We start from the raw sequence: 14,095 nt of genomic DNA, 5'->3' as shown, positions 1-14,095 counted from the left end.
TCAGGTGCGGAAGCAGAAAAATGTCAGGTCGTCGCGGCGATGGTGCTCGCCCTGCCAGGCCTGCAGGGCGTCCAGCACGGCCTGGTTGACTTGCGCAGCGGTGCGCCCGCGTTGCTCGAGCAGCAGTTCGCGCACACGCCGCTTGCCCAGGGCGATGGCACGGGGGCCGCCGACCTGGTCGATCAGCCCGTCCGTGCTGACGAAGACGAGGCTGCCCGCGGGCAGGAGCAGTTCCTGGTTGACCCAGCTGAAGTCGAACTCGGTGTCCATGTAGCCCACGCCCTTGCGCTGTCCCTCGACCAGCTCCAGGGCATCGGCGTCGGGGCGCAGCAGGAACAGGGACAGCCGCGCGCCGGCAAACACCAGGCGGCCATTTGCGGGCTCGAACCAGAAGCATGCGGCGTCCATGCCGTCGTCCGAGCCGGGCGTTGCGTCCTGCCCATCCATCTGGCCCAGCATATGTTTGATACTGCGATTCACGTTGCCCAGCAGCCGCGCGGGGTCACGCGGGCCGTGCTGTTCGATGGCCCGGCTCAGGTTGGTGGAGGCGATCAGCGTCATGAAGGCGCCGGGAACGCCGTGCCCCGTGCAGTCGGCCACGGTGGCGAACCAGCCGTCCGGCGCGGTGCTGAACTGGTAGAAATCGCCGCCGACCACGTCGCGCGGCTCCCACACCAGGTGCGCCTCCGGGCAGGCGCGGGCCAATGCATCGAGCGAGCTGCGCAAGGTGGAGCGCTGGATCACGCTGGCGTATTCGATGCTGTGCATGATCTGGCGGTTGCGCGACACCTGCAGGTCCGCCACCAGACGCATCAGCTGCAGGCCATTGCCGACGCCGGCGAATTCGCCTTCGCGCGTGATGATGAAGCCGTCGGACAGGGCCTTCTCGCCGTGCGCCACGGTCTTGAGGGTCAGCGCTTCCAGGTCCAGCGCCGCATCGACGATCAGCGGGTCCTTGTCCATGAAGGCGATGCAGCTCTTGCGGCCGTACAGTTCCACGCGAAACGGCTTGCTCATCTGCGAGAGGAAGATGTTCCGGTTGATCAGGCCGATAGGCTGGTTTCCCTCCACCACCGGCAGGCTGACGAGGTCGCGGTGCCGATTGAAAACCTCCATCACCTTCTCGTTCGTTTCCTCGGTCGTCATGCATGGCACTTCTGTGCAGAGATCCGCCGCACTGGGCTGGCGAAAACGCGGCCGGAAATCGCTCAAGTACTCGGAGGTTTCGGGCATGGAAACGGCGCCTGCTGGATATATGTGTACTTATGTTATGTTTTTAACGTTTCGTATCCATGACAAATGGATGACTACTTTCACGGAGGGAGGAATTTGAATGCGCAATGCGAAGCCCTGGTCGCTGAGGGGAGCCGTGATTGCCTTGACGGCGCTGTTGCTGCTCGTCGGCTGCAACGATGAACCCGTTTCATCTTCACCCGGCCCGACGACAGCGGCTGTCGTGACCGATGCCACCACGGGGTTGCGATGGCTGCGATGCGCCGTGGGCCAGACCTGGAAGGATGAACGCTGTGTGGGCAACGCCGAGGCACTGGGCCTGATGGATGCCCAGGCGCGCGTTCAGGCGCTCAATGCCCAAGGCTACGAAGGCATCAACCAGTGGCGGCTGCCGACCATCACGGAATTGGCAGCCCTGCGGCGATGCGACCATGGACTGGTGGAAGAGAGCTTCACGCTTGCACTGAGCCCCGAGCAGCCCCCCGTGACCTTGCCCCGATGGTGCGCGGGCGAGACCACCATCCCCACCATCGACACGGCGCGCTTTCCCGACACGCCACCCATCAAGTTCTGGTCGGGCTCCGGCAGCGAAGCCGAGCAGCACTTCTACGCTGTGAACTTCGGCAACGCATGGATCGGCCTCAACGAGGACGCCGAATCCACCCACGCGGTGCGGCCAGTGGCCGACCAAGTGCGCTGATCAGCCTCCGCGGCCGCTCACGTGCCGGAAATGCTCGGGGCGTACACCCGCCTGCTGCGCCCGCGTGCCTGCGTCGGCCGAACTATCTGGAACTCCGATCCCGCGAGGCCAGCCCGGGATAGCTGGCCCGCACCACCTCCTGCAACTGGCGCGGGGAGGGCAGCTTGCCCTTCATCTCCGCCGGCAGCCGGCCCTGGAGGTGATATTCAGCCACGCCGATCGGGTTCGACTTGCTCTTGAGCGCGAACTCCACCTCGAGGTTGTCCTTCTCGGCGCACAGGATGATCCCGATGGACGGTGCATCGTCCGGCGCGCGCTCCTTCTCGTTGAGGAGGTTGAGATAAAAGTCCATCTTGCCGGCGAACTCCGGCTCGAAGGCCCCGATCTTCAGTTCGATGGCCACCAGCGCCTTGAGAAAGCGATGGTAGAAGAGCAGGTCGATGAAGTACTCCTTGCGCCCGAGCGTGAGCCGGTACTGGCGCCCGACGAAGCAGAAGCCGTAGCCCAGCTCGAGGATGAAGTCGCGCAGCCTGTCGATCAGGTGGTCTTCCAGCTCGCGTTCCCTGATCTCTCGCCGGATGCCGAGGAACTCCAGGTTGTAGCTGCTCTTGAGGGCTTCCTCGGCCTGCTCGGCGAGGTGCTCGGGCAGCGCCAGTGCGAAGTTGTGCGCCTTGCCCTCGGCCAGCGACCGTTCGTAGGCCTGCGCCTTGATCTGGTTGAGCAGCACGTTGCGGCTCCAGCCGAAGCGCGCGGTGGCCTTCAGATAGAAAAGCCGCTGGCCGGGGTCGTCGATCTTGGACAGCAGGTTGACATGATGGCCCCAGGGCACGGCCTCCACCATGTCTCGCACAGCCTGTGCGAGTTGTCGATCGCCGGTGACCGCGAGCGCCTTCGACGCCCGGGGGCGCTTGGCATCGCGCTCGTTTTCTCGCACAAGCTGTGCGAGAAATTCCGGCGCGGTGTAGATCTCGTGGAACTGGCGCATGCGCCAGAGGCTCGCCGCCGAAAAACCGGCCGTCCCGGGAAAGAAAGTCTTGAGGTCGCGCGCCAGCCGGTCGACCACCGCATCGCCCCATCCGCGGCGCGCCTGCTGTTCGTGGATGGCCTGCCCGATGTCCCAGTACAGCGCCACCAGTTCACGGTTGACCGCCCGCGCGGCCGACAGCCGCGCTCCATCGATGCGGTGTTTCAGATCCTCGACGAAGCGGGCGTAGTCGAACAGGGTGGGAGCAGTGGTGGTGGGCACCTGGGGAATATAGTGCCTTGCATCCGCCGGCTCGCTGGAGCTGCCGCCTGGTATCGGCCTGCGGAATCAAGACCGTCCGACTGCCCGACACCACTAAAAGCAGCTAGAGTATTACCTATGACTACTGGCGCTTCTGCTCGCTCTACCTCTCCATCCGGTAGCCCGACACCGGTCAAGCTCGACCCTCAATTGAAGGTGCGCCTCAAGCGTCTGGCCGAGGTGCGCAATCGTGCGCCGCATTGGCTCATGCGCGAGGCTATTGCTCAGTACGTGGACCGCGAGGAAAAGCGCCAAAGCATGCGTGAAGATGCAATCAAAGCCTGGGAAGAGTACGAAGCCACGGGTTTGCACGTGACAGGCGATGAGGCCGATGCTTGGCTGGCCAAACTGGAGGCTGGCGAAGAGGTCGATCCTCCGTCCGCCCACTCCTGAGCTCCCGTGAATGGGGATACTGATCTGGGCGCCCAGCGCGCTGAGCGATGTGCAGCGGTTGTACCGCTTCCTGGCACCCAGGAATCCGGATGCCGCTCGGCGTGCCATCAAGGCCATACGTGCGGGAGTCAAGGTACTGACTTTGCAGCCTGGGGTAGGTCGGCCGGTTGAAGAGATGGCGCTCCCCTACCGCGAGTGGGTAATCAACTTCGGAAGCGGCGGCTATGTCGCACTGTATAGATACGACGACGAACTCGACACAGTGACCATCTTGTCTGTGCGGCACCAGCGCGAAGCAGGTTACTAATTCTCGTCCCAAGCACGCCCGGCGCAGACAGCCCAAGACTCACTCAAGCTGCAGCGTAGCCAGTTCCGAGAAACGCAGCGGCGCATCCAGCGCCAGCGCACGCAGGGCGGACTGCGTCTGTGCCGCATCGAGCGCGACCAGCATCGTGGCCTCTCCGGCCACGCTGGTCGCGATCGGCACGCCGTCGCGGTACACCACGCGCGATCCCGCCACGCGGGGCACCTTCGGCCCCGGCACCAGCGTGCCCAGCAGGTTGGCCGGGTCGCTGGCCGCGAGTGCGATCAGCGCGCCGTCACCCGGCTGCCGGCGCAGCAGACGCATCGACGCGATGGCTTCAGGCAACGCGAACTGCTCTCCCGATACGCCGGCGATGAAGCGCCCACCGCGAATCTCGCCGCGCGCTTCCAGTCGACGGCACACGCGCACCAGGTCGCGCCACGGCGGAAGCCATGCGGCCTCGCGCTCCAGCAGGCGCCAGCAGATCACGCCGTAGCGGCGCAGCAGCACGCGCACGACCTGCTCGATAGCCTCTGCGGAAGCGGTTGCCAAGGCTTCGGCGGCGGGCGGCCGCACCAGCGTCCATCGGCCCGCATCCTCGATGCCGAAGAGCGGCGCGCGGCGGCGGCGCCGCGTGTCGGCCGAGGCGCGCTTCGACGCCGGCACCAGCAAGGCGCGCAGGCCGGCGTAGCTGTCGCAACGCACGCGGCCCTTGGCGACCAGTTCGGCCAGCGCCTCCTCGATCTCGACCGGCAGCAGCCGCGTGCCGGCAGCGATCTCGTCGAAGAAGCAGGCACCGTGCTGCGCGAGGTGGGCGGCCACGCGCGCGGCACGCGAGCCCAGGTGTTCGTCGTCGACCGGGGCGGGTGCCAGCGCGGTCCACAGCGCGGCACTGCGACGCGGCAGCAGCACAACCGGCGTGGCGCGCAGCGACAGACTGCCCGCGCCCTTGCGGCTCTCCGTGGCGTTGGGACGCAGCCGCGTCCACAGCACACGCCCGGCGGTGCACAGGTCGTCGAGCCATGCGCCGGCGTAGTCGGCCACGCGCGCCGGCAGCAACTCGGCCTCCCACAGCGGCGCAGGTGCCTCGTAGCCTTCGAGCTGCGACAGGATGCCCGAGAGCGCCTCCGGACCGCGCACCCGCGCGGCCGCACCGATGTGCTGCCACTCGAAGAGAAAGCGCACGAAGTCGCGCGGCTCCACCGGCTCGATTTCGCGGCGCAGGCGCTTGAGCGTGTAGCGGTGGATGCGCGCCAGCAGATGCCGCTCGCACCATTCGAGGGCCGCCGTGCCGGGCGTGAAGCGGCCCTGCAACACGCTTCCCTCGGCTTGCAGCGCAAGCAGCGCGCCTTCGACATCGGCAGGCTGCAGGAACAACGGTTCGGCCAGCTGCTCCACGGTCACCGGACCCAGGCCGCCGAGGCGCGAACGCAGCAGCTCGCGCAGGGCGGCATCGCGGTCCGGCGGTTGTTCGGCATCGGCGGGTGGGGTGATGGCGGGTTGCAGCGGTGCGTCGGGCGTCACGGACTGCAGCAGCCGCAGCCGTTCGGCCGTCACCCACAGGCCGCGCGCGGCACGCCCCTTGCCTTCGCACAGCAGGCGCGTGGCGCGGCCTGCCTTGGCGAGCGTCGCGAGCCAGGGCTTCCAGTCCGCCTGCCGGGCCACTTCGTCGTCGCCCAGCGCGCCGAGCATGCCCAGCGCTTCGTGCATCTCGTCGGCGTTGCGCGGTTGCGGCCATGCTTCCTCGCGCACGCTGGCGATGGCATCGGCGTCGAGCTGGCCGACATCGTCGGCGCTTTCGGGGTCGCTGTAGCGGCGGTTCTGCACGGCCTGCGTGCGGCGCTCTTCCAGCGGCGCGTCGTCGAGGAAGGCGTACGGGCGCGCATTCAGCGCTTCCATCGCGAGCGGCGAGGGCGCCGGCAGGTCGCGCGCGATCACCTTCACCTCGCCCGATTCCATTCGGCGCAGCAACGCAAGCCAGCCGTCGGCATCCATCGCGTCGTGCAGGCAGTCGTCGAGCGTCTGCGCGACCAGCGGATGCGCGGGCACTTCGCGCTCGCCGACGATGTTCTCCGCGCATGCAACCTGGTCCGGGAACACGGCCGCCAGGAGGTCTTCGGAGCGCATGCGCTGCAACTGCGGCGCCACCTTGCGCCCGCCGCTGAAGCGCGGCAGCGCCAGCGCCGTGGTCGCGTTCCAGCGCCAGCGCACGTTGAACAGCGGCGCATCGAGCAATGCCTGTATCAGCACGTGCAGCGCCGAGGCCGAATGCAGATAGCGCGCGACCTCGTCGAGCGGAAAGCTGTGGCTGGCGGACAGCGACAGCACGATGGCGTCCTCCGTGGCCGCTGCCTGCAGCTCGAAGTTGAAGGTGCGGCAAAAGCGCTTGCGCAACGCCAGCCCCCACGCACGGTTGAGCCGGCTGCCGAAAGGCGAATGAATCACCAGCTGCATGCCGCCCGAGGCGTCGAAGAAGCGCTCCATGACCAGCGTGCTTTGCGTAGGCAGCGCGCCGAGCACCGCGTGTGCATGCGCCAGGTGTTCGACGATCTGGCGTGCGGCCTCTTCGTCGAGATCGAGCGTTTTCGTCAGCAGTCGCATGGCATCGTCGCGACCACCGGCTTCCAGTGCCTGCGCCACTTCCCCGCGCAGGCGCGACACGCCGGACGAGAGTTCGTCGCTGCGCCCCGGCGCCTCGCCGAGCCAGAACGGAATGTTGGGCGCAACTCCATGCGCGTCTTCCACCCGCACGCGCCCCGGCTCGATCTTCAGGATGCGGTAGCTGGTGTTGCCGAGCTGGAACACGTCGCCCGCCAGGCTCTCGATCGCGAAGTCCTCGTTGACCGTGCCGATCTTGTCGGCCTGCGGCTCCAGTACCACCGTGTAGTCGCCGGTCTCTGGGATCGTGCCGCCGGAAGTGAGCGCCGTCATGCGGGCGCCCTTTCGTTCGCGAAGCAGGTGGTTCACCGCGTCGCGGTGCACATGGCCGGCACGCTGGCCCTGGTGCGTGGTGAAGCCTTCGGACACCATGCGCACCACGTCCATGTAGCTTTCCTGCGTGAGCCGCGCGTACGGCCAGGCGCGGCGCACCAGCGCGAAGAGTTCGTCCTCGTCCCATTCGCGGCAGGCCGTCTCTGCCACGATCTGCTGGGCCAGCACGTCCAGCGGCGCAGGCAGTATGCGCAAGGCGTCGAGCTCGCCGCGGCGTATGCAGTCGAGCAGCGCGGCGCATTCGACCAGTTCGTCGCGCGACTGCGGGAAGAGCCGCGCCTTCGGCACCCCGCCCACCGCATGGCCCGAACGCCCCGCGCGCTGCAGGAAGGTGGCAATGGCGCGCGGCGAGCCGATCTGGCAGACCAGGTCGACGTCGCCGATGTCCAGGCCCAGTTCCAGCGAGGCCGTGGCCACCAGCACCTTCAGCGCGCCGCGCTTGAGGCGTTGCTCGGCGTCGAGCCGCGTTTCCTTCGACAGGCTGCCGTGATGCGCGGCCACCGCTTCCTTGCCGAGAATGTCGCCCAGGTGCCGCGCCGCGCGCTCGGCCATGCGGCGCGTGTTGACGAACACCAGCGTGGTCTTGTGCAGCCAGACCAGCTCGGCCACGCGGGCATACACCTGCGTCCACTGGTCGCCGGACATGACGGCCTCCAGCGGCGTGGGCGGCAGCTCGAGCGCCAGATCTCGCTGCTTGGCATAGCCGATGTCGACGACCGCGCAGTCGGCCGTGCCATCCGCGCGCAGCGCGCCCGCACCCACCAGGAAGCGCGCCACCTCGTCGATCGGCTTTTGCGTGGCCGACAGGCCGATGCGCACCGGTCGTGTGCCCGAATGCGCCGCGCACAGCGCCTGCAGCCGCTCCAGCGACAGCGCCAGGTGGCTGCCACGCTTGCTCGCGGCGACGGCATGGATCTCGTCGACGATCACGCTGCGCACGGTGCTGAGCATCTGCCGTCCGGAAGCCGAACCCAGCAGCACGTAGAGCGATTCCGGCGTGGTCACCAGCACGTGAGGCGGCCGGCGCAGGCTCTGCTGGCGCTCGCGCTGCGGCGTGTCGCCGGTGCGCACGGCGGTGCGGATGTCGACATCGGCCAGTCCGAGCGCCGCCAGTTCGGCGCGGATGCCCGCGAGCGGCGCTTCCAGGTTCAGGCGGATGTCGTTCGACAGCGCCTTCAGCGGCGACACGTAGACGACCGCTGTCTCGTCGGGCAGGCCGCCGGGTTCGAGGCCCCGGCGCACGAGATCGTCCAGCGCTGCGAGAAATGCGGTCAGCGTCTTGCCGGAGCCGGTGGGCGCAGCCACCAGCGTGTCGCGCCCGGCCCGGATCGCCGGCCACGCCTCGGCCTGGGCGGACGTGGGCCCGGCAAAGGTTCGCAGGAACCACCGGGAGACGGCGGGATGGAATGAATGCAGGGGCACGGGACAAAAGGCTACGGCAGGCGCCTGGCAAGCGCAAATGCGGCAGGTCCTGGCTGAAGAGATCGGGGCATTGCGCCCGATCTCAACTGGCCTCAGAGCGGCCGGCGGCGCGCGTACCGGACCACCGTCACGCCGGGCCTGGCCTGGCGGGTCGACGGCATGACGAGCACGCAGTCGTCATAAGGCGTGGTCACGGGCTCGCCTTCGCTCCAGCCAATCACGGTGCCCGCCTGCGCTATCACCTCCAGCCCGGTGAAGGGGCGGGCGAAGCGGAAGTCCTCGCCCCGCGCGACCACCGGGCCGGTGACGTCCAGGGCCCACTGGCGCGGCGCATCGGCCTGCAGCCAGCCGGGCAGGGCCCGTGCAATGGCTGCATCGTCGAGCGTGCCTGCGGCGCGCAGGAAGCGGGCGCATTGGTCCTGCGCCACGGTGCGGCTGGCCGAGTCTCCATGGAACCCGCACTCGACCAGCAGCGCCAGTGCATCGCTTTGCGGGTCGGCGTCGGGCGCGCCGAAGCGGCCGAAATCGCGCATGCGCACGCCGTCCTTGTGGCCCGCGTCGATCACGATGTGCTCGGGGCTGCGCAGCTGCCGCGCCAGCGCGAGGTTTCTCGGCTGCATGCCGGTGAGCGTGAGCGGCGCGGACGGCTCGTGCATCGAATGAAGGTCCAGCAACCAGTCGGCCTGCGCAACGTGCGGCTGCAAAGCCGCGGCGCGGCGGCGTTCGCGCGTGCCGCCCGCCTCCAGGCGGTCAATGGACCACTGGCGGTTGAGGTCCTCGTCCACGAAGCGCGAGGCGTCGGTATCGGCCGTATCGAAACTGTCGAAGGCCTCCAGGTTGCAGAAGGCCAGCGTCAGGCTGCCGCGCAGCGGGCGCACGGCCGCGTCCAGCAGACCCTTGAGCGCCCAGGCGCCGCACACCTCGTTGCCGTGCACCAGCGCGCTGATCATCACGCGGTACCCAGCCTGGCCGGAGTCGAAATGCCAGACGCCTTCGGTGCCGGTGTTGCCGGCGCGCCAGGCGGAAATGTCGGGCGGGAGAAGTTCGAAGGTGGACGCTGACAAGCTCATTCCTTGATGTTGGCGAATTGCACGATGTCCAGGTATTTGACACGACGGCCCTCCAGGTCGAGCGCCACTATGCCCGGGTACCCTGGTAAACCCTGTTCGCCTGTCATGCATGTGTCCGGATATTGATCACGCAGTTTGTCTGAATGGACGACACCCGTCGACCAGCCCGCCAGGAATGTCCTTGTGGATCAACGTCCCGGCATTTGGCACGGCCCATGCAAAGAAGCATGCAATCCCCTGGGCGTGCAAGTCACCACCGCACTCGCGCCCGGGGGCTGTCACACATCGCGCAGGGACATCGCATGGACACGCTTCAATCGCTCGGCAACGTACCTCAGGCACACGACAGCGTGGCCGCATGGTTCGACCCGCTGTTGTCCGAACGACTTGAACAGGCCGGCTTCGGCACGCTCGGGCAATTGGTGCAAAGGATCAACGACACCGGAACGACGTGGTGGTATCCGGTGCGAGGCATCGGTGTCAGGCGCGCCGAGCGTCTGGTGCGGTGGTTGCATGAACAGCAGGAGAGCATGGGCATGCAGGTGGACCTGGACAACCTGCAGGCACACAGGCACAGGCCCGGCCGCCACGCACCGGCACGGCCGGCCGCAAACTTGCCCTGGTTTTCTGCTCCCTGAAAGATACGTAGTTCCCCTTACGGCAGCGTCAGACAACGCTCAGGTACGCCCGAGAGCATCCGTCCGTCCGGGTTTCGCCCGGATGGAGACGGGGCCGGGGCGGATTCATCCGCGCCGGTGACTTTGGACAACCCAGTAAATCGGGAACTATGAAAAACAGGAACCTTGTCAGAGGACTCTTCCTCATGGCAATCGCGCTGGCCTTCGGCCTCACGGCGCTTCGCTACCCCATTGGAGACCTGAGTCGCGCAGGGCCGGGATTGTTCCCGGCCATGGTCAGCGCGATGCTGCTGGTGATCGGCGTGTCGACCGTGATCCGGTCGTTCTTCGTCGCGCCGGTGAAGCTCGACTTCAACTTCAAGAACATCTCGCTCATCCTCGGAAGCCTCTGCGGGTTCGCGCTGATCTCCACCTTCCTGAACATGATCGCGGGCATCGTCTTCATGGTGTTCTGCTCGGCGTTCGCCGGCAGCTCGTACTCGTGGGTGCGCAACGTCAAGGTCTCGGCCGGCCTGATCGTGATGGCACTGGCGCTGCAGAAGCTCCTCGGCCTGAACCTGCCACTCTTCTGAGGCAACGATCATGGAAGTACTGAACAATCTCGCATTCGGCTTTTCGCACGCCCTGACGTGGCAGAACCTGATGTTCTGCGCCATCGGCTGCACCGTGGGTACGCTGGTCGGCCTGCTACCCGGCCTGGGCCCTCTGGCAACCATCAGCCTGCTGCTGCCGCTGACCTACTCGATTCCCACGACCGGCGCGCTCATCATGCTGGCCGGCATCTACTACGGCGCGCAGTACGGCGACAGCGTGAGCGCCATCACGATGAAGATCCCGCATGCCAGCAGCATCGTGGCCTGTATCGACGGGTACGCGATGACGCTCAAGGGGCAGACGGGGCTGGCGCTGTTCACGGCCGGTTTCTCCAGTTTCATCGGCGGCACGGTGGCCATCCTGGTGCTGACTTTCCTGGCACCGGTGCTCGGCGAGGTCGCCTTCCTGTTCGGCCCCGCCGACTACGTCGCGATGATGCTGGTGGGCTTCGTGTGCGTGAGCTTCGTCACCACGGGCAGCCTGCTCAACGGCCTGGCCATGTGCATGATCGGCGTGCTGCTGGGAACGATCGGCACCGACGTCAACAGCGGCATGCAGCGCTTCACCCTGGACCTGCCATTCCTGGTGGACGGCGTCGGGATCGTGAGTATTGCGCTGGGCTGCTTCGGCATCGCCGAGATCACGAAGAACCTCGATTCACGTGAAGAGCGTTCGCCTTTCAACGGCAAGATCAATCTCATCCCGACCCGGGCAGAGTTCATGCGGATCATCCCCAGCGCCCTGCGGGGCAGCGTGATCGGCTCCTTCCTGGGCATCCTGCCCGGCGGCGGCCCCACCATCGCGCAGTTCGCGGCCTACGCGATCGACAAGAAGGTCAGCAAGTACAAGCACGAGATCGGCTCCGGCTGCATCGAAGGCGTGGCCGGACAGGCTGCCGCCGACGAAGCGGCAGCGCGCACGAGCTTCATTCCGCTGATGAGCATCGGCATTCCGGAGAACGCCGTGATGGCGCTGATGCTGGCCGCCTTCATCATCAAGGGCATCCAGCCGGGACCGAACATGATCGGCAGCCATCCCGACCTGTTCTGGGGCCTGGTCGCCAGCATGTGGATCGGCAATGTCTTCCTGCTCGTGCTGAACGTGCCGCTGGTGCGCTACTGGCTGTCGGTGTTCAAGATCCCGTACGCCGTGCTGTTTCCGTCGATCCTGTTCTTCTGCTGCATCGGCACCTACAGCGTCAACAACAACCTGGAAGACGTGTTCATCACTGCCGCCTTCGGTCTCATGGGCTACATGTTCATGCGGCTCGAGCTCGACGCCGCGCCGCTCATGCTCGGCTTCATCCTCGGACCGATGCTGGAGGAGAACTTCCGCCGCGCGATGCTGCTGAGCCGCGGCAGCTTCGGCTCCTTCGTGAGCCGCCCCATCAGCGGCACGCTGCTGAGCCTGATCGCGGTTTTCGTCGTGTGGCAGGTCGTCTCGTTCGTTCTCCAGGCACGCAAGAGAGTCGCCATCGAGGCGAAATGACCTCCTGATGCGATGCCCGCACGGCCTGCGAAGGCCGATGCGGTGCCATCCTGCCGACGAGCTCGCTACTTTCGGGCCTTCTCGACTTCAGCCATCAACTCCCTGACGGTGGCTTCGCCCACGGATGCGGAGTATTTGTCGATCACCGGCTGGACCTTGGCGCGCAGTTTCGCAGTCTCTTCCGGCGGAATTTCGGAAACGACCATGCCCGCCTTCTTCAAGGCATCGAGCGCGCCATCGGCGGCGCCTCGAGAGGCTGCACGCTGGAACTGCGTCGATTCGGCCGACGCCTGCGCAATGATCTTTTTCTCTTCCGCGCTCATGCCGTCCCAGGTCTTCTTGCTGATCAGCAGCGCCTGCGGGTTGTAGATGTGCCGGGTCTGGGTGATGTACTTCTGCACCTCGGAAAACTTCGACGACAGGATGGTCGTGTTCGGGTTCTCCTGGCCATCGACGGCCTTCTGGTCGAGCGCAGGATAGAGCTCGGGAAACGGCAGCGGCGTGGCGTTCGCGCCCAGTGCGCTGAACAGGTCGATGTAGATCGGCGACTGGATCACGCGGATCTTCAGGCCCGCAATGTCGTCCGCCTTCGTGATCGGCCGCTTGCTGTTGGTGAGATTGCGAAAACCCAGGTCCCAGTAGCCCAGGCCGTACAGGCCCTTGTCTTCCAGCTTGGCCATGAGCTTCTGGCCGAAGGGACCGTCGGTGACCGCATCGGCTTCCTTGGCGCTGTTGAAGAGGAACGGCAAGTCGTAGGCCGCGAATTCCTTCACCTGCGCCGAGAGGATGCCCGCGTTCAGCACCGTGAGTTCGATGGTTCCGCCTTGCAGCGCCGACACGGTTTGCAGGTCGCCGCCCAGCACGCCGCCGGCAAACAGCTTCACTGCGATCTTGCCGCCGGACTTGGCGGCCACGAGATCGGCGAACTTCTGCGCGCCCAGCGCCTGCGGATGGCCGGCCTGGTTCTGGAACGCGAACTTGAGCGTGCGCTCCTTGACCTGTGCGGCCACACCTGATGCGGCAAGAACAGCCGTGGCCGCAACAGCGGCTGCCAGCAGCCTGTGAATCGAAATCTTCTTCATGGCGTTTGTCTCCTCGTTATGTCGTTCATGCTCTTTTCTTGAACAGTGCCGAAGCACCGCTGGCGCGTGCGACTTCCTCGACCGTGCCGAGCAGCGCGGGGCCCAGTGCCTCCATGCGTTGCTGCGTCAGCCTGACAGCGGGGCCCGCGATGGTGATGACACCGATCACTGAACCGCCGGAAGCGAAGACCGGCGCGGCCATGGCGGTCATTCCCGGTGCGAAGACCTCGTTGATCATGCTGAAGCCACGCTGGCGGGCCGCCTTCACATAGGTCATCACCGCCTTGAGCGTGGTGGGCGCCTTCGGGCCGTAGTCTTCGGGCTTGCCCAGGCCCTTCTTGGCCACCAGCGCCACGGCATCGTCCTCGCTCATGGTCGAGAGCCATGCGTGTCCGGCTGCGCTGCAAGACAAGGTGACCGACAGCCCCATGTCCGGGTCGTAGCGAAGTCCGTGCGTTGCCCCTTGCGCCTTGGCCACGAAGGTCAGGTCTTCGCCATCGACCACCGCCAGGCGCACCAGTTCGCCGGAGGTTGCTGCAAGCTGGTCGAGCAATGGCTGCGCCACGTCCACGATCCCCGAATTGCTCAGGAACGACAAGCCGACGGAGACGAGCTTGATGGTCAGCACATAGTGGCCGTCGGCCAGGTCCTGGCGTACGTAGCCGCAGCGAATCAGCTCTGTCAGCAATCGGTGCGATGCGCTCAGGGGGATCTGCAATTGGCTGGCCACGGTGGACAGTGCAACGCCGTGCGGATGCTCCGCCAGGTATTCCAAGACCTTGAAGCTGCGTCCCAGCATTTCGCTCATTTCATGTCTCCGGTTGCGTGACGTTGCGACGTCATCACTCTATCAGATCACGGGAAGGGATTTCCATTATGGAAAGATTTTCCGAAA

General features: G+C 66.3%; 12 protein-coding genes. 6 read left to right on the top strand and 6 right to left on the bottom strand.

From position 1 onward, the window contains the following. The gene (locus tag ACWV14_RS36065; RefSeq protein ID WP_454908622.1) at positions 1-1,233 is read right to left on the bottom strand and encodes a SpoIIE family protein phosphatase; all 1,233 of its coding nucleotides are present in this window, start codon (positions 1,231-1,233) and stop codon (positions 1-3) included. Between the two features lie 100 nt (positions 1,234-1,333). Here ACWV14_RS36065 and ACWV14_RS36060 point away from each other — a divergent pair, with 100 nt between their 5' ends. Continuing rightward, positions 1,334-1,933: an Lcl C-terminal domain-containing protein gene (locus ACWV14_RS36060; protein ID WP_454908621.1), complete on the top strand. Its 600-nt coding sequence runs from the start codon at positions 1,334-1,336 to the stop codon at positions 1,931-1,933. A gap of 82 nt (positions 1,934-2,015) precedes the next feature. Here ACWV14_RS36060 and ACWV14_RS36055 read toward each other — a convergent pair whose 3' ends face one another. Beyond that, positions 2,016-3,179 carry a PDDEXK nuclease domain-containing protein gene (locus ACWV14_RS36055; protein WP_454908620.1) on the bottom strand — a complete coding sequence of 388 codons (1,164 nt, stop codon included), beginning with the start codon at positions 3,177-3,179 and terminating at the stop codon, positions 2,016-2,018. A 117-nt stretch (positions 3,180-3,296) separates the two neighbouring features. Between ACWV14_RS36055 and ACWV14_RS36050 the strand changes: the two genes are divergently transcribed. Together ACWV14_RS36050 and ACWV14_RS36045 are read left to right on the top strand one after the other, a co-directional pair. Next, positions 3,297-3,611: a CopG family ribbon-helix-helix protein gene (locus tag ACWV14_RS36050; RefSeq protein ID WP_454908619.1), complete on the top strand. Its 315-nt coding sequence runs from the start codon at positions 3,297-3,299 to the stop codon at positions 3,609-3,611. A 10-nt stretch (positions 3,612-3,621) separates the two neighbouring features. Next, positions 3,622-3,918 carry a type II toxin-antitoxin system RelE/ParE family toxin gene (locus ACWV14_RS36045; protein ID WP_454908618.1) on the top strand — a complete coding sequence of 99 codons (297 nt, stop codon included), beginning with the start codon at positions 3,622-3,624 and terminating at the stop codon, positions 3,916-3,918. A 39-nt stretch (positions 3,919-3,957) separates the two neighbouring features. Here the strand turns inward: ACWV14_RS36045 and ACWV14_RS36040 are convergent, their stop codons facing one another. Both ACWV14_RS36040 and ACWV14_RS36035 read right to left on the bottom strand, forming a co-directional pair. Then, entirely contained in the window at positions 3,958-8,328 is a 4,371-nt protein-coding gene (locus ACWV14_RS36040) for a DEAD/DEAH box helicase (protein WP_454908617.1), read from the bottom strand. A 92-nt stretch (positions 8,329-8,420) separates the two neighbouring features. Further along, positions 8,421-9,398, bottom strand: a complete 978-nt coding sequence (locus tag ACWV14_RS36035; RefSeq protein ID WP_454908616.1) for a succinylglutamate desuccinylase — start codon at positions 9,396-9,398, stop codon at positions 8,421-8,423. Positions 9,399-9,700: 302 nt separating this feature from the next. Here ACWV14_RS36035 and ACWV14_RS36030 point away from each other — a divergent pair, with 302 nt between their 5' ends. The 3 genes from ACWV14_RS36030 to ACWV14_RS36020 all read left to right on the top strand — a co-directional run bounded on the left by ACWV14_RS36030 (position 9,701) and on the right by ACWV14_RS36020 (position 12,118). Next, positions 9,701-10,036, top strand: a complete 336-nt coding sequence (locus ACWV14_RS36030) for a phage integrase family protein (RefSeq protein WP_454908615.1) — start codon at positions 9,701-9,703, stop codon at positions 10,034-10,036. A 149-nt stretch (positions 10,037-10,185) separates the two neighbouring features. Continuing rightward, positions 10,186-10,608, top strand: a complete 423-nt coding sequence (locus tag ACWV14_RS36025; RefSeq protein WP_345891203.1) for a tripartite tricarboxylate transporter TctB family protein — start codon at positions 10,186-10,188, stop codon at positions 10,606-10,608. A gap of 10 nt (positions 10,609-10,618) precedes the next feature. Beyond that, the gene (locus ACWV14_RS36020; RefSeq protein ID WP_454908614.1) at positions 10,619-12,118 is read left to right on the top strand and encodes a tripartite tricarboxylate transporter permease; all 1,500 of its coding nucleotides are present in this window, start codon (positions 10,619-10,621) and stop codon (positions 12,116-12,118) included. Positions 12,119-12,183: 65 nt separating this feature from the next. Here the strand turns inward: ACWV14_RS36020 and ACWV14_RS36015 are convergent, their stop codons facing one another. Then, positions 12,184-13,200 (bottom strand): TRAP transporter substrate-binding protein, encoded by a 1,017-nt coding sequence (locus ACWV14_RS36015; protein ID WP_454908613.1) that lies wholly within the window; start codon positions 13,198-13,200, stop codon positions 12,184-12,186. Positions 13,201-13,225: 25 nt separating this feature from the next. After that, the gene (locus ACWV14_RS36010) at positions 13,226-14,008 is read right to left on the bottom strand and encodes an IclR family transcriptional regulator (RefSeq protein ID WP_454908612.1); all 783 of its coding nucleotides are present in this window, start codon (positions 14,006-14,008) and stop codon (positions 13,226-13,228) included. Positions 14,009-14,095: the final 87 nt, after the last annotated feature.

Source organism: Variovorax durovernensis, assembly GCF_977011995.1.
The sequence above is the reverse complement of the archived record's forward strand: the minus strand, read 5'-3'. Positions and strand labels throughout refer to the sequence as shown.